This is a genomic window from Streptomyces sp. NPDC007872 (assembly GCF_042868165.1).
In the GTDB taxonomy this organism is placed as follows: domain Bacteria; phylum Actinomycetota; class Actinomycetes; order Streptomycetales; family Streptomycetaceae; genus Streptomyces.
In genome coordinates this window covers 75,000-97,491 of the sequence record NZ_JBIAEA010000012.1, presented here as the reverse complement: position 1 = coordinate 97,491, position 22,492 = coordinate 75,000, and the positions used below count along the sequence as shown (strand labels likewise).

Sequence of the window (22,492 nt, the reverse complement as noted above, 5' to 3'; positions counted from 1 at the left end):
GAGCGGTGCGTCCACAGGCTGGACCAGCCGGGTCGCGCTCTCGGTGGCCGCGGTGCTCGCGGCCCAGTCCGTGCTGGTGATGAGCGAGACGGGGGCGGCCTTCGCCGTTCCCCAGGGGAACACGGACCGGGCCGTCGCCGCCGACCCCGGCAGGCAGGCCGGTGCCAAGCCCGCCGCATCGTCGGCCGGTTCCGTCGCTGCCGCGCTGCTGATGGCACGGGTGCAGGGGCGGAAGATCGAGGTCGTCTCGCAGCGGTCCTCGGTCGCCACGACGTACGCGCTGCCCGACGGACAGATGCAGACCACCACCTATGCGGCTCCGGTGCGGCAGAAGGTGGACGGCAGGTGGCACAACATCGACACCTCGCTGTCGGACACGGGCGCCGCGCTGGAGCCGGACGTGGCCGCAGCCGACATCAAGGTGTCCGACGGCGGCGACACCGCCCTGGCCTCCGTGGGCAAGGGCGACAAGGCCTTCGGGCTCGGCTGGGCCAGCACGCTGCCCACGCCCACCGTCGAGGACGACACCGCCTCCTACAGCCTGGGCGGCGGGCAGACGCTGTCCGTCACGGCGCTCGCTCAGGGGTTCTCCGAGAACATCCTGCTGCACAAGGCGCCCAGCGGCCCGCTGCAGTACCGGATCCCGCTGCATCTGAAGGGCCTGAAACTGTCGGTGGCCGCCTCCGGTCACCTCCTGCTGAAGGACGCCGGCGGCAAGCTCGTCGCCGAGGCCCCGGCGCCCATGATGTGGGACTCCGGCGAGAACCGCGCCTCCGGCGAGTCCGACCACCAGGCCCGCGTGGCCGCCGAGGTGGAGACCGCGGCGGACGGTGCTCAGGTCCTGGTGCTCAAGCCGGACCCGGCGTACTTCGCGCAGGATCTCACGTATCCGGTCACCGTCGACCCGACGACCACCCTCGCCGCGACCACGGACACCTGGGTGGCGACCAACTACCCCGACTCGCAGGTCTCCTCGACCGAGCTGAAGTCGGGCACGTACGACGCGGGCACCACCAAGGCCCGCTCGTACCTGAAGTTCGACGTGACGGCCTTCCGGGGCAAGCACATCACCGACACCAACCTGGCGCTCTACTCGTACTACGCCTCGACCTGCTCCACCGCCGGTGCCGGCACGCAGGTGCGGCGGATCACCTCCGCCTGGTCGTCGTCGGACATCACCTGGGCCGCGCAACCGACCACCACGGCCACCGACGCGGTCACCAACACGGCGGCCCTCGGCTACGACAGCACCTGTCCCGCGGGCACGATGAACTTCGACGTCGACGCCATCGTGCAGGCGTGGGCGGACGGGTCCGCCAACCACGGTCTGCGGATCGCGGGCGCGAACGAGACGGACTCGCTCACCTGGCGGCGCTTCCGGTCCGCGAACTACGTCTCCGGTGACGGATCCACCGAGCCGCACCTGACGGTGACGTACAACTCGTACCCGGCGGTGCCGAGTTCGTCGGCGATCTCGCCGTCTCAGACCAACTCTTACAACGGCAAGCGCTACGTCACCTCGCTCACGCCGACGCTGTCGGCGAAGGTGACCGACCCGGACGGCTCCGCTTCCAAGGCGCAGTTCGAGATCACCGCCGACCCCGCGTACGCGGACACCACGTACGCGTACACCGCCACGTCCGCGGCCGTGGCCTCCGGTTCCACCGCGAAGCTGACCGTCCCCTCGGCGAAGGCCTTCCCGGCCGGCGCGCATCTGCGGTACCGGGCGCGGGCGAACGACGGGACGGACTACGGCGCCTGGTCGGGCTACACGACGTTCGTCATGAACACCGGCCCGCCCGCCGCGCCGGCGGTCACCTGTGACACGTACGTCAAGGACAGCTGGACCGACAAGGCCGACGCCGCGGTCTCATGCACGCTGGACACCTCGTCCACCGACGGCGCCGGCTACCACTGGGGCCTGGACGACTCCTCGCTGCCGAACAAGAAGCTGGACACCACCAACGGAACGGGCGGCGACGCGCTGACGATCAGCATCGCCCCCGCCAACGGCTGGCACACGCTGTACGCCCGGACCGTCGACTCCGGCGGAAACCTGTCCTCTGCGGTGACCTCCTACAGCTTCGGCGTCGGCGCGGACGGTGCGGGCATCCTCTCGCCGTCCGGCGGCACGACCACCGCCCGCCGCCTGACCCTGGCGGCGAAGGGCCTGAACAGCTACACCGGTGTCACCTGGCAGTACCGCCGGGGCGAAACCGACACCTGGCGCACCGTGCCGGTCGGTGACGTCACCGCCTCCGGCGCGGCGGTCTCCGCATGGCCGGTCCAGGTCACCGGCGGCACCGCGACCAAGCTGGTGTGGAACACCGTCGCCTCGCTGGCCGAGGACGGTGTGATCGAGCTGCGTGCCGCCTTCACCAACGGCACCACCACCGGTTACTCCCCGACCGCCGAGGCCACCCTCGACCGCGACGCGGGCAACGCCCCGTCCGCCGCGGTCGGCCCCGGTTCGGTCAACCAGCTCACCGGCGACTACACCCTGTCGGCGACGGACGTGACGGCGTTCGAGGCGAGCGTGGGACGCACCTACTCCTCGCGCGCCAACAACACCGACGCCGAGGGCCAGGCGCCCGTCTTCGGTCCCGGCTGGACCTCCTCACTGGGCGGCGAGGCCAGCGACTACACCCAGATCCGCAAGACGTCCGACACCTCCGTGGAGCTGCTCTCCAGCGACGGCAGCACGATCGCGTTCACCGCGACCGCGAGCGGCGGCTGGGCGCCGGAGACGAACGCGGAAGGCATGGTCCTCACCGGCACGCTCGGCGGGACGCAGTTCACGCTGACCGACCCGGACGCCAACCACACCGTCTTCGCCAAGGCCGCCGCCGGCGCCACCACCTGGACGCTGTCCTCGTCCGCCTCCGCGGTCGACGACTCCACGCTGAGCGTGGCGTCCGAGACCGTCACCGCGGGCGGCAGGACACTGTCCCGTCCGAAGTACCTCGTCTCCCCGTCGAGCGCGGTCCCCGCGGCCACCTGCCAGAGCGCACCTGCCACCAAGGGCTGCCGGGTGCTGGAGTTCGTGTACGCGCCCTCCACCACCGCCGGCCCCGGCACGCTCGGCGACTTCGCCGGCCAGGTCAAGGCGATCAGGCTGTGGGCGACCGACCCCGGTGCGTCGGCCGCGACCGCCGAGACCCTCGCCTCCTACACCTACGACACCGCCGGCCGACTGCGCCAGGTGTGGGACCCGCGGATCAGCCCGGCGCTGAAGACGGAGTACGCCTACGACTCCGACGGCCGCGTCCTCACCCTGACCGAACCCGGCGAGCTGCCGTGGACCTTCACCTACGGCAAGGCGGGCTCGACGCTGACCGCGGGCGCGGGCATGCTGCTCAAGGCGTCCCGCCCGGCCCTCGCGGAGGGCTCGAACACGGTCACGTCCGGCACCGCGGCCACCACCGTCGTGTACGACGTGCCGCTGAGCGGCGCCTCGGCGCCTTACCGGATGGACGCCGCGACGGTCGCCACCTGGGCTCAGGACGAGGCTCCCACGGACGCCACCGCGGTGTTCCCGGCCGACTCCGTGCCGGCCTCCAGCACCGGCGCCGACCTGGCCGCCGGCGCCTACACGCGGGCGACGATCACCTACATCGACGCGGACGGGGAGGAGGTCAACCTCGCGGCTCCGGGCGGTGCGATCACCACCGCCGAGCACGACGAGCACGGCAACACGGTCAGCGAGCTGACCGCCGCCAACCGCGCGCTCGCTCTGGGCATCTCCGACGGCGCCGCCGAGGAACTGGCCGGGCTCGGCCTGACCGAGATGTCCACGGCCGACCGTGCCCAGCGGCTGGCCTCCCTCTCGGAGTACACCGCCGGCGGCCGGCGCCTGACCGACGAGTACGGCCCGCTGCACGCGGTCACCCTCGTCGAGGAACTGACCGGCACCACGGCGGAGACCACCCTCCCGGCGGGCTCCACGGTGCTGGCGCGCACCCGCACCACGTACGCCTACGACGAGAACCGGCCCGCCGACGCGAAGGTGTCGGACCTGGTGACGTCGACCACCGTGGGCGGCTCCGTCGACGGTTACGCGGTCGACGCCGACCCGCACACCACGCACACCGCCTACGACTGGGCGACCGGTCAGGAGACCGCGACCACGCAGGGAACCGACGGCCGGTCGGTCACGTACACGACGTACGACACCAAGGGCCGCACGGCCACGACGCGGACGGCCGCATCCAACGGCTCGGACGCCGGGACGGTGACGTACGCCTACTACACGGCGGACGGCACCGGCGCGTGCGGCGGCAAGCCCGAGTGGGCGGGCCTGCTGTGCCGTACGGCACCGGCGGCCGCGGTGGCGGGCGGCGGGAGCAACCCCGCGGAACTGGTCACCACCGTCTCCACCTACGACCGCTGGGGCCAGGTGGCCGGCAAGACGGAGACTGCCAACGGCAGCACCCGCACGACCACGGTCACCACGGACGGCGCGGGCCGCACGGTCAGGACGACGGTCACGGGCGGTGTCGGGGACTCCCTGACGGCGGCCACGCTGACCTACGACCCGGTCAGCGGCCAGGTCGCCACCAAGGCCTCCAACGGCCAGACCGTCACGTACACCCACGACGCCCTCGGCCGCCAGACGGCGTACGACGACGGCGCGGGCAACACGTCGACCACGACGTACGACGTGCTCGGCCGCCCGCTGAAGGTCACGGACTCCGTCCCCTCCAGCACCACGTACACCTACGACGCCACGGGCCGCACCAAGACCGTCACCGACTCGGTCGCCGGAACGTTCACGCCCGGCTACGACCCGGACGGCGAACTGACCGGCGAGACCCTGCCCGGCGGTTACCGCCTCGCCCTGTCCTCGGACACGGAGGGCAACCAGACCGGCGTCGCCTACACGGACGCCGCCGGCAACACCGTGCTGTCCGACACCGCCGACATCACGGTCCGCGGGCAGCAGGCCGGCCACACCCAGACCGACGGCTCCACCACGGAGACGGAGTTCGCCTACGACACCTTCGGCCACCTCGTCCGGGCCGCCGACCGCACCGCCCAGGGCTGCACGACCCGTGCCTACGCGTTCGACGCGAACAGCAACCGCACGGGCCTGACCACGACCTCGGACGACTGCGACAGCGCCACCGCGGACGCGAGCAGCACCACGGTGTCCCACACCTACGACAGCGGAGACCGGCTCACCGCGAGCGGCGTCGCCTACGACGCCTTCGGCCGCACCACCGCCACCGGCGGCACCACGCTCACGTACTTCGTCAACGACGTGGTACGCAGCGAGACCGTCGGCACCAACCGCACGCTGTGGTCGCTGGACGCCACCGGCCGGCTCGCCCGGTCCACGGCGCAGAGCCGGGCGGCCGACGGCACGTGGAGCACGACCGGCACCACGGCCGACCACTACAACTGCGAGTGCGAGAGCCCGGCCTGGACGCAGCATTCCTCCGGTGCGATCAGCCGCAACGTGGCGGACGTGTCGGGTTCCCTGCTCGCCACGACCACGGCCGGCGGCACCGTCCTGCAGATGTCGAACCTGCACGGCGACGTCGCGGTCCGGCTGCCGCTCGACACCTCCGTGGCACCGACCGTGCAGCGGTACGACGAATACGGCAACCCGCTGGCAGGCACAGCCGCCGCCACCTACGGCTGGCTCGGCGCCTACGAGCGTGACAGCGGCACCCTCAGCGGCATCACCCTGATGGGCGCCCGTCTGTACGACCCGGCCACCGGACGCTTCCTCTCGGTCGACCCGGTGTACAGCGGTAGCTGCAACAGCTACGACTACGCCTGCGCCGATCCGCAGAACAAGTACGACCTCGCCGGCACCGCCCTCATGGAGCGGGTGCAGAAGCGATGCACGTACTACACCTGCGTGCGGCTGCGGCGCATCTGCAGCAAGTCCTCGCACAAGTGCTCCGCGCAGTGGGACATGTGGTTCCGCAAGGGCTGGCGGTCCGCCTGGATCTACGCCGGCTGGGACTACACCCTGTCCGTCCGCGGAACCCGCGTGAAGAAGGGAAGCTACTCGCACGGCGAGAACGGGCGCTACAACTTCCACGGGTACTGGTACGGCAACGGCGACGACACCAAGCCCGGGGACCGCGGGAAGCACAAGTGCTGGAAGGGCACCTGCTACTTCGACCCGGGCGATTCCTTCCAGTTCTCCGCCAACGGTCTGGCCCACCTCGGCCACACCAAGTACTACTGGAGCATCTACCAGTCGTTCGGTGGCGGAGGCAAGTACCGCGGCTGACCGGTTGAACATCTGAGAAGCCAGGGGGGTTCGGACGGGCTGCGGCCGGTCCGAACCCTCCTGTGCATCACCACACGCGCACACTTCGCCGCATACTGAGCCATGGCACACCGGCACGACGAGGACCCCGCCCCTGTGAACGAACGCGATGCCGAGGAGCGTTACGACACGGCGTTCCGGGACTGGCTGCACGAGCTGTACGACGTGCTGGACTTCCCCGACCCCGAGGCACCTCCTGCCTGGGTGCGGAAACTGTTCGAGTCGAGCGGTCGAGTCCCGCCGGACCGTTTCGCAGGGATCGCCTTCGAAAGGCGCCGCACCGACATCACCGAGGCGTTCACCCGCGTCGTCGCGACGGTGCGCACGCGGACCGGCATCGACCTCTCCGCCGACACCCCTGCCCTCGCCCTCGAACGCCCTTCCGAAGAACTCCCCATCGGTCTGGTCTCTTTCGCCGGTTCCCCCATCTGGTCGGCCGACCCCCCGAAGGTGTACGTCGACATCGCCGAGGCCGTCCAGAGCTACCTGGCCGACCGCCACCGCAAGGTCTGGCCCCTGTGCCCCCGCCACCACGTCGGAACACACCCGAGGGTCGCGGCAGGGCGAGCGGTGTGGTGGTGCAACGCCGGAGCCCATGAGAGCGAGCCCGTCTGACCGGCTGTCCTCCATCCTCTCGGACGGTCGTCCCGGCCGGGTTCCGGACGGGGAACACAGCGGGAACCATGCCATGTCCGGAGCGGGGGGGGCCTTACCCGCCCCCCCGACCACCGAGAGGCATTCCTCCTCGTGGACGCCGAGATCGACGAGGTCGACCGGCTGTGGACCCGCGCCAGTCCCCGCCGGTCCCTCCGGCCGACCCACGGCCACCAGGGGGAGAGAACCATGAAGACCACCGCACCCCCTCTGCTCACCACGGCCTTCTACGACCTGCACCGCCCCGCCCGCGCCGCCGTCCACCTCACCCCCGAGGAGGCCACCGTCGCCGTCACTTGCTTCATCGACCTCGTCGCCGGCCACTGGACCACCGTCGTCAACGCTCCCTCCCCCTCCGCCTGAGCCTGGTCCTGGGCCTGGAAGAGACACCTCCATGCCGTCGCCCACCGCGCCGGACACACCACCACCCCGGCCGAAGGCGCCGACCTGGTCCACCACACCCTGCACCCGAGCATCGACGAGTTCGCCACCGTCACCGAACCCGCCGCGCTCGCGCGGACCGTCACCCGCCAGGGCTGCTCCAAGTGCCGGGGACCACCGCCGTGCACACGGTGGCGCGGCGGGTTCTGCGCCTCGCCGCCCTGCCGCCACCTCAGGCCTGATCACGGAGGCGGACCGGGTTGCCCGCCCGTTCCGGCCTCTACGCCGCCCCGGCCCACGCCCTGCCCACCCGGCCGCCATCCCCGTGGAGGAGCATGGGCTTGCCCACCACCGCAGCGCACCGGACGGGCCCGCTTGCCCGGGCCCTACGTTCTCGCCCGGGTGATCGGCGGTGGCCATGATCAACGCGACCAACCGGTTCGGCGTGATCCTCGACGACCAGGGTGGGGGCAACGCGCCCGGCGACTTGGCCGGCGTCGCCGGTTCACGCACCACGGACGGCCCCGATCCAAGGATCGGGACCGTCCCTGTCGTGCGGGAGGGGTCGGGTGAAGCCGCCCGGCTCCCGGATGCCGGGCCTGGTTCACCGGTGCGGATGGGCGCCGGGCCTCAGCTCACCTGGATCGATACGTCGTCCAGGACGAACGAGGTCTGCAGGGACTGGTCCTCCACCGACGTGAAATCGAGGGTGACGGTCTGGCCCGCGAAGGACGAGAGGTCGTACGACTTCTCGACGTAACCCGCGGTCGCGTCCAGGTTGGAGTAGGACGCCAGCTGCGCGCCGCCCGCCTTGACCGTGGCCACGTCGTAGGCGACGTTCTCGGTCTCGTCCGTGTCGACGTGCAAGAAGAAGGAGAGCCGGTACGAGGTGCAGCCCGAGGGGATGGACACGGACTGCGCGGCGCGCTCGGTGTAGCTGGTACCCCTGCCGCCCAGCCACGCCTTGTAGCTGCCTCCGTGCGCGGCCTGCCGCGCGTCGTTGGTGATCACGCCCGTGCTCGCGCTCCACGGGCTGCTGCCGTTCTCGAAGCCGCCGTTGACCACGAGCTGGCGCGGCGTGCAGGAGCCGCCGCCGCCCGTGACGGTCAGCGTGTAGGTGGTGGTGTGGCTGACGGTGCCCGAGCCGGTGACCGTCAGGGTGTAGGAGCCGGGCGTGGTGTTCGCGCCGACCTGGACGGACAGGGCCGAGGAACTGCCGGACTGGACGGACGTCGGGCTGAGCGTGGCGGTCACGCCGGCCGGCGCGCCGGAGACGGAGAGCCCCACGGTCTGGGCGGCGCCGCTCACGGTGGCGGTGTTCACCGTCGCCGAGACGGACCCGCCGGGGGCCGCGCTGCCTGCGGACGGGCTCACGCCGACGGAGAAGTCCTGCGCCGGGGCGGTGCCGCCGACGGCCTGCTTCCAGAGAGCGTAGGCGACCCCGTCGGCGCTGCGGTTCAGGACCGTCGCGTTGATGTTGCTCGTGGTGTCACAGGCGCTGTGGTAGCAGGAGTCGTAGGCGGTGTTGGCGGAGCCGCCCCACTTCTGCGCCTGTGCCGAGGTCTTGCGGGCGCTCGCGCCGGCCGCGTATCCGGAGGTCGGGATGCCGCCCTGCTGGAAGGAGTAGTCGTCGCTGCGGCCCTGGCCTTCGGTGTTCTCCTCGGGCGCCAGGTTCAGGGAGGTCCAGTACGCCTTGAGGGGTGCGGCGGCGGTGGAGTTGAGGTTGTTGACGAAGTAGCCGCCGTTGGTGGAGCCGACCATGTCGAAGTTGTAGTAGGCCTTGATGGTCGCCCGCTGTGCGGCGGTGAGCCGGTTGACGTAGAACGCGGAGCCGTTGAGGCCCTGTTCCTCGTCGGTCCACCAGGCGAAGCGCACGTGCTTGGTCATCGTCGGGTTCTTCTGGGCGAGGGCGAGGGCGTTCTCCAGCAGGGTCGCGGAGCCCGAGCCGTTGTCGTTGATGCCGGGGCCCGCCGAGACGCCGTCCAGGTGCGCACCGAACATGACGACCTGGTCGGCGGGGCCGCCCGGCCAGTCGGCGATCAGGTTGTTCGACGGGTAGGTGCAGGAGGTGCAGTTCTGCTCGGTCACCGTGTATCCGGCGGCCTGCAGCTTGCCCTTCACGTAGGCCACCGACTGGGTGTGGCCGGCGCTGCCCGCACGGCGGTTGCCGCCGTTCTGGCTCGCGATGGTGCTGAACTGGCTCAGGTGCGCCTGCACGTTGGCGACGTCGATGTCCGGCGGGTCGTTACCGGGCTGGGTTCCGCCGACGTTGAGCGTGTAGTCGGTGGTGTGCGACAGCGTGGAGCCCTGGCCCTTGACGACGACCGTGGACGTGCCGGGTGCCGCGTTGGAGGTGGCGGTCAGGGTCAGCACCGAGGACTGGCCGGACTGCACCGTCGCGGGGTTGAAGGAGGCGGTCACCCCGGCGGGCAGGCCGGTGGCGGTCAGCGTCACCGACTGCGCCGTGCCGGTCGTGGTGGCGGTGCCGACGGTGGTGGTCACCGAGCCGCCCTGCTGGACCGTGCCGGACGAGGGGTTGAGCGACATCGAGAAGTCGTTGTTCTGACCGTTCGGGGTGCACGTCGGGTCCGCCGACTGGGCGGGCACGGTGATCGCGTCCCACGCCGCCTTCGTCTTGTCGAAGAGGCCGCAGGTCGCGTCGAGCGACTTCGCGGAACTGAGCGTCGCCGTCCGGTACTTCTTGTAGCTCATGCTGCTGGTCTTGAGCAGCATGCCACCGTAGAAGATCTTGCCGGCGGTCTGTATCCCCACGCCCGTCAGGGTGCTCTGGTTACAGGTGCTGCTGCTGGGCTTGCCGCCGCCGGGGCTGGTGCCCTCGGCCAGCAGGTAGAACCAGTGGTTCAGCGGGCCTGCGGCGGCGTGCACCTCGGTGCCGGGGATCGCCGAGCTGTAGCAGGCCGGGTCGTTGTTGACGGCGGGCGGGTTGTACATGTTGCGGATCGGACCCCGCCCCTGGAGGTTGATGACCTCGCCGACCAGGTAGTCGGGGACGTCGTAGGGGGCAGGCTGGTTGATGTACGCCTCGGTCAGCGCACCGAAGATGTCACCGGTGCCTTCGCCGAGCCCGGCCTCCTGACCGCTCGTCCCGCCGGGGGTGTTGGAGTCGATGGCGTGCCCGTACTCGTGGGCCACCACGTCTACGCCGGCGATCCACTCGTTGGCGCTGTTGCGCCCGATGGTCACCGAGCTGCCGTCCCAGTAGGCGTTGAGGTCGCTGAGCCCGACCTTGCCGGGGAAGCTGCGGCCGTTGCCGTTGACGCCGTTGCGGCCCAGCCACTGGCTGAGCATGTCCCACTGCTTCTGCGCGGCGAACATCAGGTCGACGCAGCCGGTCTCCTTGCTCGTGGGGTTGCCGGTGCCCCAGGAGTCGGAAGACTTCGAGAAGACCGCGTTGGTGCTGTAGTCGGCGCAGCTCAGGCCGGTCCGGCTCGGATCGCGGAGGGAGTAGGTGGAGCCCGAGGCGGTGGTGTCGATGGTGACCGGACCGGGCCCGTTCCACTTGCTGTTGCCGGTGCCCGCCACCACGTCGTCGTAGCTGTCGACGACGGAACCGCTACGGGCGTCGACGAAGACGTGCAGCTTGCTGGGCGCGCTCCTGGTGCGGCCGCGCAGCACGGTCTCCCAGGCCAGCACCGGCTTGTCGTCCTTGAGGCGGACGACCAGCCGACTGCTCTCGACCGTGTCGACCGAGGCCAGTCTCTTCCGCGAGGTGGTCTCGGCCTTCTTCGCGGTGACCGACGGCCGGGTCGCCACGTCGATGCGCGCGGAGGAGGCGGACTGGAGGGCGCGGATCCTGCCGGAACCGTCGGCGAGGACCACGGCGTCACCGCCGACGACCGGCAGGCCGCGGTAGCTGCGCTCGTACGACACCGAGTAGAGGTCCTTCACCCAAGGGGTGACGAGACGTCGCTCGTACTGCTCCTGGGCCGAGTTGATCAGCGTGTCGAGACCGCTGTCGACTGCCAGGTCCGCGGCCGCGACCGCGCGGGCCACGGGGCTGTCCTTCTGTGCCGGCGCCGGCCGCGCTGCCGACGCCGTTCCCGCGAGGGTGCCGACGAGGCTTGCGGACAGCGCCATCGCTGTCACGGCCGCCGTCCATCTGGTGGGCTGCAACGTGCACTCCGATCGTGGGGGTTCGGGTGTCATCGCCGCCGAGTATGGGCGTGGACATGACGAACGGGAGTCATCCCTGCGGGCATAAGACCCGCGTTATGACCTGCCGGCGGCACCCCAGGGATGCCGGGGCCTGAACGAACCGGAAGAACGAGACGGCCTCGATGCCACGCTGCCGGAAGGTGCCCGGCTCCGGTCCGCGTGCAGGACGCCGCGGCCACCGCGTCGGGAAGCGACGGTCGCCGGGCCGGGGGGTCTTTCCTGTCGGGCCGGACCAGGAAGCGGTGCCGGACGCCGAGAGCCCGGCCCGATCGACGAGACATCCCCTGGGGCGTGTGTCGAAAGAGCTGGTCGTCGGCGTGGCACCGCCTAGAACGACATGCTGTTCTCGCTCGGTAAGCGGGTGATCACTCCAGGGTGAGCCAGTTCTGATCGGCCACCCAGGCCCGCATCGCCCTGCTCCAATGGGCCGACAGCCCGTCCCGGACCAGGACCACCCGCTCGCCGCGGTAGAACACCTTCATCTGCCGAAGGACCTCGATGAGGCCGGCGGTGTCATGGCTGCCGGGCTTGAGGTGGAAACACAGGCGCGGGTTCCGTTCGGGGTCGGCGGCGTGGTAGCCGAGCGCCGCGGCCGTCGAAGCGCGTTTCCAGTTCAGCCGGTGCCTCAGGGGCGGTGTGCGGCCACGGGGTGCGCAGGTGCGGCGGACCTGGGGCAGCAGTGACACTCTCGACTCGTCGAGGAAGACGATCCGGGCACGTGTGCTCACCGCCCCTTTTGATCCGCGGCCCCTCGTGCGCGATCCGGCGGACGATCTCGTATTCGTTCCCCTCCACCACCCGCCGCTCGGGACGCCGCAGGCTCCATCCCGGCCGGCCGGTCGGCAACCGCCGCACCGACACCGGCGACAAGGCCGCTGCGGTCACCCGCTCGACGACCGGACCGACCCGCTCGAGCGTCCACAGGTCAGCCTCGCAACCGTGCGCCCGGGCGCCTTGCTCCAGTGCGGCCCGCACCCGCTCGACCTGGGCACCCGAACGCCCCTGACCGAACGACTCGGCCGCCCGCACGCGCCGGGCCTCGGCCAGATGCGGCCGCGCCGAGGCGGAACAACGGACGAGTGCCTGAAGGACACCGCACCAGAATCCCACCGACGAGGCCGTCACACCCATGGAACTCTCGAAAAGATCAGTAAGGACGAAAAGGACTTAGTGGTCAGGTTCGGCAGGAAAGGGAACCCGCCCCATCAGCTCCAGGGCCAGCCGCCCGTGTGGCTGTCCCGACGTCTTGCACCGGCCCGCGTCGACGGTTCGTGCACCGGCCGGACCGGGCGCTCGTGCGGTCCGACCGGGGGTCAGCCACGGCAAGGCCCCGCCGACGCCGCACCGCGACAGGCGGCTCTCATGCGGGACGCCAGAATGTTCTCGATCTTCTGCCACGCGTCCTGGAAACCGGTCACCGCCTGTGCCTCCAGCCGGTCGGCCACCGTGTCCAGGGAGATGCCGAGGCGGTCCAGGCCCTGCAGGACCGCTCGAGCCGAGGACCCATCTGCGTCAGGGGGATCGTTCGGCACCACTCCGTGGTCGGCCGTCGCACGAAGTGTTTCCTCCGGTACGGTGATGATGGAGCCCGGCAGGGCGAGACGGGTGACGTAACGGGTGTCGGCGTACTGGTCGTCCTTGGTGGCGGTCGACGCCCACAGCAGCCTCTGGGGAGAGAAGCCCGAGCGGTGGCCCGCCAGGGTCCGCCACATGTCACTGCCCCGCAGTTCGTCGTGGGTGTCCTGGGCGAGACGTGCGTGCGCGAGGGCGACGCGGCCGCGCAGGGAGGCGGCTGCTTCGGTTCCGGCGGCATCCAGCTCGCTGTCGACGGCGTCGTCGAGACGGGCGAGGTAGAAGGAGGCGACCGATCGGATCGTCCGCAGGTCCCGCGCCTGTTTCTCGGCCCGCAGAAGGCCCCTCATGTACGCATCGGCGGCCTGGCGGTATCTGGTCAGGGAAAAGAGGACGGTCACGTTGACGGAGATGCCGTGGGACACCAGTTCGGTGACGGCGGCGATTCCGGCGTCGGTGGCCGGTACCTTCATCATGACGTTCTTCCGGCCGACCATCCAGTGCAGGAGGCGCGCCTCGGCCACGGTCGCCTGCGTGTCGTGTGCGTAGAAGGGGTTCACTTCCAAGGAGACCCAGCCGTCGCGGCCGTTCGTCCCTTCGTGGACCGGCGCCAGCAGGTCGGCTGCGTCGCGGACGTCCTTGCAGGTGAGCAGCCGCAGGGCGTCGGTGGGACGGAATTCGGCCAGGGCGAGTTCCCTGATGGTTTCTTCGTACCCGGTTCCGTCGGCCAGCGCTTTGCCGAAGATCGCGGGGTTGGTGGTCACACCGACCACGTGGTGGTGCTCGACGAGCCGTTGCAGGTCACCGTTTTCCAGGCGGGAGCGGCTGATGTCGTCCAGATAGATCGAAACGCCGCGTTCGCTCAAGTCCCTGAGCGCGTCGTACGTCATGGGTTTCCTTCGTGAGGGGGAGGGGTGTTCCGGTGTTCGTGTGCGGTGGAGACGTGAGAGGGGGCTCGTCCGGCGGGGTTCAGGCGCTCTGTTCCGCGGCTTGCCGGGCCAGGTGTCCCGCCGCGACCGCGTCCGCCAGTGCGCGTGCCGCCCGTACCTGGTCGTAGGCGGCGAAGACGACTCTGGCGGATGCGACCCCGGTGCATCCCGTCTCCAGTGCCTGACATGCGTCGGCCACGGTTCCGATGCCGGCACCCGCCAGGACGGGTACGTCGACGCGGTCCAGAATGAGGCGGAACTTGAGCGGGTTGGCGATGCCCTGTCCGGATCCCGCCGGGGAACCCTGGGGCATCAGACCGGCACAGCCGATCCGGACCAGTTCGACCGCGGGTCCGGGGTCGTCGGGGACGAGGGGGAAGACTTCGAAGCCGCCGCGCACGAGCTGTTCGGCCGCGCGCAGCAGTTGAACCGGGTTGGGGACGTTGTACTCGGGATCCTGCGTGAGGATGAGTTTCACCCAGGGTCGGCCGACGAGGGCGGCTCCGTGGTGGGCCGCCCGGACGGCTTCGGAGGCGTCCGCCGCGTCGACGGTGTTGGGCAGCACGTGGACGCCGTGTTCGCGCAGAACGGCATGGGCACCCGGGGCCGCCTTCTCGAGGTCGGTGGAGACCTTGATCGTCGCGATCTGGATCGCGCCCGCTTCCAGGATCGCCCCGAGCCGGTCGAGAAAGGCGCCCTCGGGGATGGCGAGTATCAGGCGCGATGTCAGTTCGGTGGCGCCGAGGTGCCATGTCTGCCGGCACTGGTCGAGTTCCACGTCAGCCTCCCGGGGTCAGTACGGCCAGGCGGAGGTCGGATCCGGTGCCCATCGTCGTTCCCCACTTCTCCTGTGGCAGGACCTCGCCGTTCAGTGAGGCGGATACGGCGCCCTGGTCGACACGGTGGATCTCGCACATCTCCTCGACCAGAAGGCGGACCGCGGTCGAAGCGGGAAGCTCGCGTTCCTCGCCGTTGACGCGGATCCGCACGCCGGAGGACTCGTCGCTGCTTTCACCGGCCGCGCCGGGAAGAACGGTGGAGGCTCCGAAGGAGTCCAGTACCTCGCGCAAGGAGGCGTTGGCCACCAACTGTGGGACGAGGCCGACGACCTGCCAGGTCACCAGGCCCTCTGCGAAGAGGGGCTCGTCCCGCAGATAACCGCGCACCTCTGCCTCGTCGTCGCTCGCGGCGACGACGAAGCCGCCGGTGCGTGGTTCGCGCCGCCCACCGAAGACGAAGTGGCCTTCCGCGAAGTGATGCTCGACCCAGCGCCGGTGGCGCGGGAGGGCCTTGCCGATGGTGGCGGTCGGTACGGTGTAGGTGTTGATCAGGAAGAACACGGTGGCGCCTCCGCAGGTGTTCCGTGGGTGATGGGTGCCGGACGGTGAGAACGGCTTTCGAAGTCGGAGTGTCGCGTCGCACGTGTGCGCAGCCGGGGTGCGGGTCAAGTGCCTTTTTCTTCGTGGCCTTGGTCGGAGGGGTGCGGTGGTGGGTTCACAGCCCGTAGACCGCCGAGAGGTGGTGGCCGAGTCCTTCGGCGGTTGTGTAGTGGTGGGCCTGAAGGCCCAGGCGTTCCGCTCCTCGTGTGTTGTTCCTGTTGTCGTCGACGAAGAGGGTCCGTTCGGGTCGTGCGCCGGTGCGCAGGAGTACCGTTTCGTACGCGAGGGGATCAGGCTTGTTGACTCCGGTGTCGCAGCTGAAGAAGCGGCGGTCGAACAGGGCCATGACGGGGGAGCCGTCCAGGCACCGGGCCAGGTCCCGAGGCGCGTCCGACAGCAGGGCCAGGGGCACGCGCCCGTGCAGTCGTCGCAGCACGCGCACGGTCGGTTCGTGCGGGTTCAGGCAGTTGCCGATGTCGAGGGACCACAGGCGCTGCCGGTGCGCGGCGTCCCAGCCGGCGCCCAGGTCGTCCGCGACGAGTCGCCAGTACTCGTCGGCGGACGCGGTGGTGTTGTAGGCCGGTCTGTGACGGTGCCATGCCTCCCAGAAGGCCTTCGGAGGGACGCCTGCGGCTTCTTCGAGCGCTCGTACGACCGGCTGGGGCTGGTTGCGGGAGAGGACTTCGGAGTAGTCGAAGACCACAAGATCCAGGGACATGGGCTGCTCCGGCTCGGGCACGGATCGGTCAGCGGTCGGTGAAGGAGGAGTCGAACGCCTTCGGGCCGGGCCGGACCTCGGTCAGTTCCCGTAGGCGGGCCAGGGCCTGTGGGGCGGCTCTCATGCGGTCCATGCCCGCGTCCTCCCACTCGATGGAGAGCGGGCCGTCATATCCGATCGCGTTGAGCGTGCGGATCAGGTTCTCGAAGTCCACGTCACCGTGGCCGAGGGAGACGAAGTCCCAGCCGCGGCGCGGATCGCCCCAGGGAAGATGGGAACCGAGACGGCCGGACCGGCCGTCCTGCCGCACGACCGCGTCCTTGAGGTCGACGTGGTAGAGGCGTTCGCGGTAGTCGTAGGCGAAGACGGCGGGGTCCAGGCCCTGCCACAGGAAGTGGCTGGGGTCGAGGTTGAGGCCGAAGGCGGGCCGGTGGCCGATGGCGTCCAGGGCGCGGGCGGTGGTCCAGTAGTCATAGGCGATCTCGGTGGGGTGCACTTCGAGGGCGAAGCGCACGCCGGCATCGTCGAAGGCGTCGAGGACGGGGTGCCAGCGTCGGGCGAACTCCGCGTATCCGGCGCCGATGTCGGTCTGGTCCACCGGCGGGAAGAGCGTGAACATGTGCCAGACCGGGGATCCGGTGAACCCGACCACGGTTTCGGCGCCGAGGCGGGCCGCGGCGGCCGGGAGAGCCGTCATCGCATCGGCCGCCCTGCGGCGCACCCCTTCGGGCACGCCGTCGCCCCAGATGTCCGCGTCCAGGATCCGCCGGTGCCGGACGTCCACCGGGTCGCAGACCGCCTGGCCGAGCATGTGGGCGGCCAGCGCGTGCACCCGCAGCCCGTAGCCGTGCAGCAGTTCGCGCACCTCGTCGATGTACTCGGGTTCGGAGCGGGCGCGTTTGGAGTCGAAGTGACGTGGATGGCAGGCGAGAGTGAGGGCGTCGTAGCCCCAGTCCGCGGCGTGCCGGCACAGGTCGGACAGGGGCACGTCCGTCCACTGGACGGTCGTCAGGGCGATCGGACGGTTCACGGCGTCCCCTCCCGGTGGTCGGTCAGATCGAGGGCTGCGGCCATCGCGCCCAAGTGGATGCCGTACACGGCGTTGCCGTCGCCCCGGTGGTCCACGCTCAGGGCGCGGCGCCGGAATCTTTCCGCGGCGGGGTGGCCGATGGACGCCAGGACGTGGGCGTGGAGGGAAGCACTGAGCGTGGAGCCGTGCGTGGTGCGCTCGAGGTAGTACTCCACGGTTCGGCGCCAGGTGTCCGCGTCGAGGGCGTATCCGAGGTGGGCGAAGGCGGCCGCGAGGCGGGCGGGTGTGAAGAGCCAGCCGAGTGCGAGGGTGTCGGGCTGTTTGGCGACCTGGTAGTTGCGCGGGTGGTCGTCCTCGGTGTCCAGCAGACGGTCCAGCCGGCTCAGGTCTCCGTAGCGCTCCCGGCATGCGTCCCACGGCAGCGGGGGCAGTTCGGCGTAGCCCGCGAACTGGGACACCACTGCGTCGTGGAAGGGCACGGCGAGGCGGCGCGACACGTCCAGCCATCTCTCCGGTTCGTCCTCGGTGATGTTCCCGGAGCGCTCCAGCTCCTCGCGCCGTACGGGGGGCAGCGTCTCCCACAGGGCCGTGGCGCGCAGCAGGACCGTCGAGACGAGGACGTTGGTGTAGGCGTTGTCCTTCAGCCCGGGGTCCCTGGCGTCCGGGTAGGCGTCGTGGTACTCGTCCGGTCCCATGACCTCGTGAATGTGGTACCGGTCGTCCTCGGGATCGTGGCGGGCCGCGGCGGCCCAGTAACGGGCGATCTGCAGAACCATGTCCGCGCCGCGACCCTGGAGGTAGGACTGGTCGCCGGTGGTTCGGGCATAGCGGAAGACGCAGTGTGCCAGGGAGGCGCCGACGTGCCGCTGGAGCCGGGTGTGATCGGGCGCCCAGCGGCCGTTGAGCGGATTGAGGACCCAGGGCACGGTCGCCTCACGGCCGTCGTGACCGCTCTGCCAGGGGTAGAGCGCGCCGGTAAGTCCTTCTTCGGAGGCCGCCCGGCAGGCTGCGGGCAGGCGTCGGCTCCGGTAGTCCAGGGCTGCCCGGGCGGTCTGCGGGAAGTGCCGCCCGAGCCAGTCGAGCACGGGCGCCTCGTCCCAGAAGATCCTGCCCTGGTACTCCTCGCCGTGCAGCCCCCGGGAAGGGACGCCGACGTCCTGTGTCCTGCTGTGCGGCGACATCACCTGTAACAGGTGGAACCGGTAGAGGCGGCGGGTGCGCCGCTCGGCGGGCGGTCCCGCGTCCGGAACCTGGCTCCACAAGCGCTTCCAGGCGGCGCGGTGATCGCGCAGGAGGGTGGGGAAAGCAGGCGCGCCGCGGACTTCGCGCACCGCCAGGGAGCGTAGGTGGTCGAGGGAGAGCAGTCGCGCGACTCTCACGACGATCGTCTTGTCGACGGTCACCGTGCGGCCGGGGCTCATCTCGCAGCCGAAGACCGCCCGACCGTCCTGAGCGGCGAACGGCTCCACGGCCCGGACGGAGGCTTTCCCGTCCGCGGTGGCGCGGGTACGGGTGGCTACCACCACGGCCAGGGACGTGGTGGTCGTGTGACAGCTCACCCAGTTCACCGGCCTGCTGCCGCCACCACGCCCTCCGTCCGGTTCGGAGCCGGTTTCGATGCCGGTCAGGTGACGGCCGTCGAAGGCGCGGTAGCGCTCCACTTGCGTGTTGAGGACGTCGGTGTCGATCTCCGAGTCGATCAGCAGGGTGCCGGACCAGTTCTCCGCGGTGACTGTCAGCCGCACGGCGGCCAGGTGCGGGCGCGCCATGTGGACCAGACGGACCTCTTCGAAGCGGGTGTGCCTGCCTTCGCGATCCTGCAGCCGGTAGGAGCGTCGCAGCAGGCCGTGGCGCAGGTCGAGTTCCTGGTGGTGGTCGAGGATCCGGGCGGTGTCGGGTGTGAGGCGGTCGCCGTCCTGAACACGGCAGCGCAGGGGCAGGGGATTGGGGAGGTTCACCAGGGCTTCGGCGTCGACCCCCTGTCCGGCGATCCTGGACCGGGTGCTGTTGAAGCAGCCGGCCGCGTACGTGCCCGGATAGTGTCCGGCACCCCGGCGGACGTCGAGTGCGGCGCCCCGCAGGGCGAACACGCCGTTTCCCAGAGTGCAGAGGGTCTCCCGCTCCTGCTCCTCCTCGGCCCGGGACGCGGGGCCCTGGAAGGACCACTTCCAGTCGTCGTCCGCGATGCGTCGCGCTTGGACCGGAACCGCCGGCGGTGAGGGCCGCCGGTGCGGCGAGCGCGCTGGTGTCGTCCCCTTCAAGGGGCCCTCTTCACGATGTCGCATGGGGCGCGGCCGGTCCATCGGGCACGTGCGTGGGCAGAATGGGCGGCACGAGTTGACCCAGGTCGTGGACGAGCTGGTGCGCCCCGCACCGCAGGAGCACGTCGGGACGGCCGCACCGGTCGACCGCCACGATCCGGCCGAACCCTCCGGCGACCGCGGCCCGCAGGCCGCTGGGACCGTCTTCGAAGACGCAGCACGCGCCGGGAGGTACGTCGAGGTCCCGGGCGGCGGCGAGGAAGGTGTCGGGACTCGGCTTGCCGGCCAGGGCACGCCGTGTCGCAGCGGTCCGGTCGATCAGCACGTCGAACAGCGGCCGCAGACCGGTGGTGTCGAGAATCCGGGCGCAGTGGGTACTCGCCGAGACGACCGCGGTGGCCACTCCGCACTCGCGGAGCGCGCGCAGGAGGACCACCGTCCCCGGATAGGCCTCGACGAACCCGTCGCGGATCGCCTCTTCGTAGAGCGCGGACTTGCGCTGGACCAGCCTTCTGACGGTCACCGGGTCCGGGTCGGCGTTGGAGTCGCGACCGCGGTCGCGGCAGGCGGGGGAACGACAGACGGAGCACTCGTCGTCACTCGCCGGTCCGGCGGCGCGGGAGGCGAGGAAGGAGCGGACGGCACTCTCCTTCGGGAGACCGTCCACGTGCTCGAGGTAGTCGGTCACAGAAAACGGCTCGACCGACGGCTGATGGGACGCCGCATCCCATTCGTCGAAGGTTCTTTTCCACGCCTGACGGTGCTGGAAGTCCGTCTTCGACACGACCCCGTCGAGGTCGAAGACGCAGGCACGCACGCCCGGAGGAAGAAATCCTAATCCACTCACTCGATCACGATTTCCCGGCGCCGGGAGAAAGAAACCCCGGCGAGAGAAACTCTTAATAAGTACGATAAATGAATCACGGGTGTGGTTCTTATGGATCAGTGTGTCGCATGTTAATTAATCATCCCTTTCTTTCGCACCCCGGCGGCTCGGCGAGACGCTCGTCGAGTCTCTTTTCCTCCTGGCTCAACACGACACCTTGAGTAGCTCTGAACTGCAACGACGTGCTGAATCTTCCGTCTCGGAACCCCGTGGCGGAGGAGTTTGATGAAGCCCTCGGTCCTTCCAGGAGGAAGATCCTCCTGGAAATGATCTCCTCCAGGCTGAACCGTGTCGACCCCAATCATGCGCCAAGACTTCTTGCCGACCCCGAGGAGTCGTAGCGCGTCCACTTCGTGAGCAGGGCAAAAAAGGGGGGGCGCACGGCAGTGTGCGCCCGCTCGAATCAGTGCTCACGGTGGTACACAATTTCCTGATCATGGTCAAACGCGCCTGCAAGTCACCGTCAAAACGCGGTCCTTGTAATCCTTCGCGGCCCGGCAACACGTGGTCCATGACCTCTACAGGTGTGCGCGGATGAGCGGATCGGACCATGGTGATCTCTCTCGGACAAGGCGCAACCTGAGCGGGGCGGCTCACATGTCAGCCGCCAGCCGCCGTCCGGCCTCTCCGCCTCGGCCCGTGCGGAACAGCAGGAGTTCCACGTAGCACCGCTACCGGCGCTCCCGGTCGTTTCGGGGCGGTCCGTCACCTCCTCACCGAACACGAGAGACACCCGTACCGCCCCCGACGCACCGCCGGCACGTAGGAGCGTGATCAGCAGCTCATGGTCGACCAGTCAAAGCACCCGTCCGCCCCGTCGAAGGTCGTCATCGGCACGGACGGACCTTTCGGAACAGCCCGGCGGATCATCGCGCGGGAGGTCGACGCGCTGTTGTCGACCACGGACGAGAGCTCGGCTCAGGCCCTGGTGGACGCGGTGTACGCCGCGAACCGGGTGTTCACGGTCGGAGCGGGCCGGTCGAAGCTCGTGGTCGACGCCTTCGCCATGCGCCTGATGCACCTGGGACTTGACGTCCACGTTGTCTCCGACGTCACCACTCCCGCGGTGGGGGAGGGAGATCTGCTGATCGCGTGTTCCGGGTCGGGCGAGACGCCCACCGTGCTCGCGGTGGCCGAAGCCGCAAGCCGTGCCGGAGCACGTCTTGCGGTGGTCACGGCGGCGGTCGACTCCCGTCTCGCGAACCGCGCCGACGTGGTGGTGCTGCTGCGGGAGTACAGCCAGGACCGGATCCCCGAAGCTTCGACTCAGTTCATCGGAACTCTCTTCGAGCAGGGCGCCTTCGTCTTCTTCGACTGTCTGGTGATGGTGATCGAGACCACCCGTGGCGTCGATCCCGACGGGATGTTCGCGCGGCACACCAACCTCGAATGACCGGGAGGCCTCATGCCGGCCCCGCACAAACCGCTCACCTTCACCAACACCAAGATGCTCCTGAACCAGGCGCAGACGCTCCGATGGATCGACGACACGCTGCTTCCCCACGCGTCCGTCCTGGCCTCACTGGGTTTCTTCGTGTGTCTGCCCTCTCCGCTGATCCAGCCCGCACGAGCACGGCTGAGCACCCGCGGGGTGGGCGTCGGGGCCCAGGACGTCTGGCCCGAACGGGGCGGCTTCACCGGTGAGGTGTCGGCCGAACTGCTGTCCGAGCTCGGTTGCAGTCACGTCATGATCGGCCACGCGGACCGCCGCCGTCTCTTCGGTGAGGACGACGCCCTGGTGGCGCGCAAGGCCGCCGCCGCGGCCCGGCACGCGATGACGCCCGTGGTCTGCGTCGGGGAGGAGGACCGCATCGACACCGCGCAGGCGGCGGCGCACGTGAGCGCGCAGACGACCGCGGCCCTCGCGGAAGTCCCCGCCGCCGACCCCGCCATCGTCCTGTACGAACCGCTCTGGGCCATCGGTGCCGACCAGGGTCCCGGGCCCGGACACACCGCGGCCGTCCATGCCGCGCTGCGCGCCGCCCTCCCCGGCCGGACCGACACCCGGCTGGTGTACGGCGGGGCCGTCCTGCCCGGCACCTACACCCGGCTGCGCACGACCGCCGACTGGGACGGCGTCGCGATCGGCCGAGCGGCTCAGGACCCCGGCATGCTCCGGGAGGTGACGGCCGAACTCCTCGGCCCGCCCGCCTGATCCCGTTCCGTACCGTCCATCCTCCGACCCACGCCCCTCAGCGCGAGAAAGCGGGTTCCCGTGGC

14 protein-coding genes are annotated in these 22,492 nt (G+C 70.2%); 5 read left to right on the top strand and 9 right to left on the bottom strand.

The features are described from left to right. Positions 1-43 precede the first annotated feature (43 nt). The 3 genes from ACFYNX_RS31470 (at position 44) to ACFYNX_RS31460 (ending at position 7,303) form a co-directional block, all read left to right on the top strand. On the top strand, positions 44-6,247 hold the full coding sequence (locus ACFYNX_RS31470; protein ID WP_388666454.1) for a DNRLRE domain-containing protein: 6,204 nt from the start codon (positions 44-46) through the stop codon (positions 6,245-6,247). Positions 6,248-6,382: 135 nt separating this feature from the next. Continuing rightward, on the top strand, positions 6,383-6,901 hold the full coding sequence (locus ACFYNX_RS31465; protein ID WP_365549505.1) for a hypothetical protein: 519 nt from the start codon (positions 6,383-6,385) through the stop codon (positions 6,899-6,901). 228 nt (positions 6,902-7,129) lie between these two features. Further along, on the top strand, positions 7,130-7,303 hold the full coding sequence (locus ACFYNX_RS31460; protein WP_388666451.1) for a hypothetical protein: 174 nt from the start codon (positions 7,130-7,132) through the stop codon (positions 7,301-7,303). A 648-nt stretch (positions 7,304-7,951) separates the two neighbouring features. Here the strand turns inward: ACFYNX_RS31460 and ACFYNX_RS31455 are convergent. The 9 genes from ACFYNX_RS31455 to ACFYNX_RS31415 all read right to left on the bottom strand — a co-directional run bounded on the left by ACFYNX_RS31455 (position 7,952) and on the right by ACFYNX_RS31415 (position 20,203). Then, a complete protein-coding gene (locus ACFYNX_RS31455; protein WP_388666448.1) occupies positions 7,952-11,419 on the bottom strand; it encodes a M28 family peptidase in 3,468 nt (1,155 codons plus the stop codon). Positions 11,420-11,862: 443 nt separating this feature from the next. Continuing rightward, positions 11,863-12,225, bottom strand: coding sequence for a transposase (locus tag ACFYNX_RS31450; protein ID WP_388666445.1), 363 nt, complete (start codon positions 12,223-12,225; stop codon positions 11,863-11,865). Between the two features lie 585 nt (positions 12,226-12,810). Continuing rightward, positions 12,811-13,959, bottom strand: coding sequence for a transaldolase (gene tal, locus ACFYNX_RS31445; protein ID WP_388666442.1), 1,149 nt, complete (start codon positions 13,957-13,959; stop codon positions 12,811-12,813). A gap of 79 nt (positions 13,960-14,038) precedes the next feature. Beyond that, positions 14,039-14,776, bottom strand: a complete 738-nt coding sequence (locus tag ACFYNX_RS31440; RefSeq protein ID WP_388666439.1) for a thiazole synthase — start codon at positions 14,774-14,776, stop codon at positions 14,039-14,041. Position 14,777: 1 nt separating this feature from the next. After that, the gene (locus ACFYNX_RS31435) at positions 14,778-15,338 is read right to left on the bottom strand and encodes a YciI family protein (RefSeq protein WP_388666436.1); all 561 of its coding nucleotides are present in this window, start codon (positions 15,336-15,338) and stop codon (positions 14,778-14,780) included. 154 nt (positions 15,339-15,492) lie between these two features. After that, a complete protein-coding gene (locus tag ACFYNX_RS31430) occupies positions 15,493-16,095 on the bottom strand; it encodes an HAD-IA family hydrolase (protein ID WP_388666433.1) in 603 nt (200 codons plus the stop codon). A 28-nt stretch (positions 16,096-16,123) separates the two neighbouring features. Next, the gene (locus tag ACFYNX_RS31425; RefSeq protein ID WP_388666431.1) at positions 16,124-17,125 is read right to left on the bottom strand and encodes a sugar phosphate isomerase/epimerase family protein; all 1,002 of its coding nucleotides are present in this window, start codon (positions 17,123-17,125) and stop codon (positions 16,124-16,126) included. Beyond that, positions 17,122-19,410 (bottom strand): glycoside hydrolase family 65 protein, encoded by a 2,289-nt coding sequence (locus ACFYNX_RS31420; RefSeq protein WP_388666430.1) that lies wholly within the window; start codon positions 19,408-19,410, stop codon positions 17,122-17,124. Before ACFYNX_RS31420 ends, ACFYNX_RS31425 begins: the two co-directional genes overlap by 4 nt. Next, the gene (locus ACFYNX_RS31415; protein WP_388666427.1) at positions 19,397-20,203 is read right to left on the bottom strand and encodes an HAD family hydrolase; all 807 of its coding nucleotides are present in this window, start codon (positions 20,201-20,203) and stop codon (positions 19,397-19,399) included. The genes ACFYNX_RS31420 and ACFYNX_RS31415 overlap by 14 nt, the downstream gene beginning before the upstream one ends. 853 nt (positions 20,204-21,056) lie before the next feature. On the opposite strand from ACFYNX_RS31415, the gene hxlB reads away from it, so the two are divergent. Together hxlB and ACFYNX_RS31405 are read left to right on the top strand one after the other, a co-directional pair. Next, positions 21,057-21,665, top strand: coding sequence for a 6-phospho-3-hexuloisomerase (gene hxlB, locus ACFYNX_RS31410; RefSeq protein ID WP_388666424.1), 609 nt, complete (start codon positions 21,057-21,059; stop codon positions 21,663-21,665). 12 nt (positions 21,666-21,677) lie between these two features. Further along, a complete protein-coding gene (locus ACFYNX_RS31405) occupies positions 21,678-22,427 on the top strand; it encodes a triose-phosphate isomerase (RefSeq protein ID WP_388666421.1) in 750 nt (249 codons plus the stop codon). Positions 22,428-22,492: the final 65 nt, after the last annotated feature.

Bases quoted from the DNA above. Each gene is read 5' to 3' on its own strand.
- ACFYNX_RS31420 (WP_388666430.1), bottom strand. From the start codon at position 19,410: ATGCGACATCGTGAAGAGGGCCCCTTGAAGGGGACGACACCAGCGCGC.
- ACFYNX_RS31405 (WP_388666421.1), top strand. From the start codon at position 21,678: ATGCCGGCCCCGCACAAACCGCTCACCTTCACCAACACCAAGATGCTC.
- ACFYNX_RS31430 (WP_388666433.1), bottom strand. From the start codon at position 16,095: ATGTCCCTGGATCTTGTGGTCTTCGACTACTCCGAAGTCCTCTCCCGC.
- ACFYNX_RS31455 (WP_388666448.1), bottom strand. From the start codon at position 11,419: ATGGCGCTGTCCGCAAGCCTCGTCGGCACCCTCGCGGGAACGGCGTCG.
- hxlB (WP_388666424.1), top strand. From the start codon at position 21,057: ATGGTCGACCAGTCAAAGCACCCGTCCGCCCCGTCGAAGGTCGTCATC.
- ACFYNX_RS31460 (WP_388666451.1), top strand. From the start codon at position 7,130: ATGAAGACCACCGCACCCCCTCTGCTCACCACGGCCTTCTACGACCTG.
- tal (WP_388666442.1), bottom strand. From the start codon at position 13,959: ATGACGTACGACGCGCTCAGGGACTTGAGCGAACGCGGCGTTTCGATC.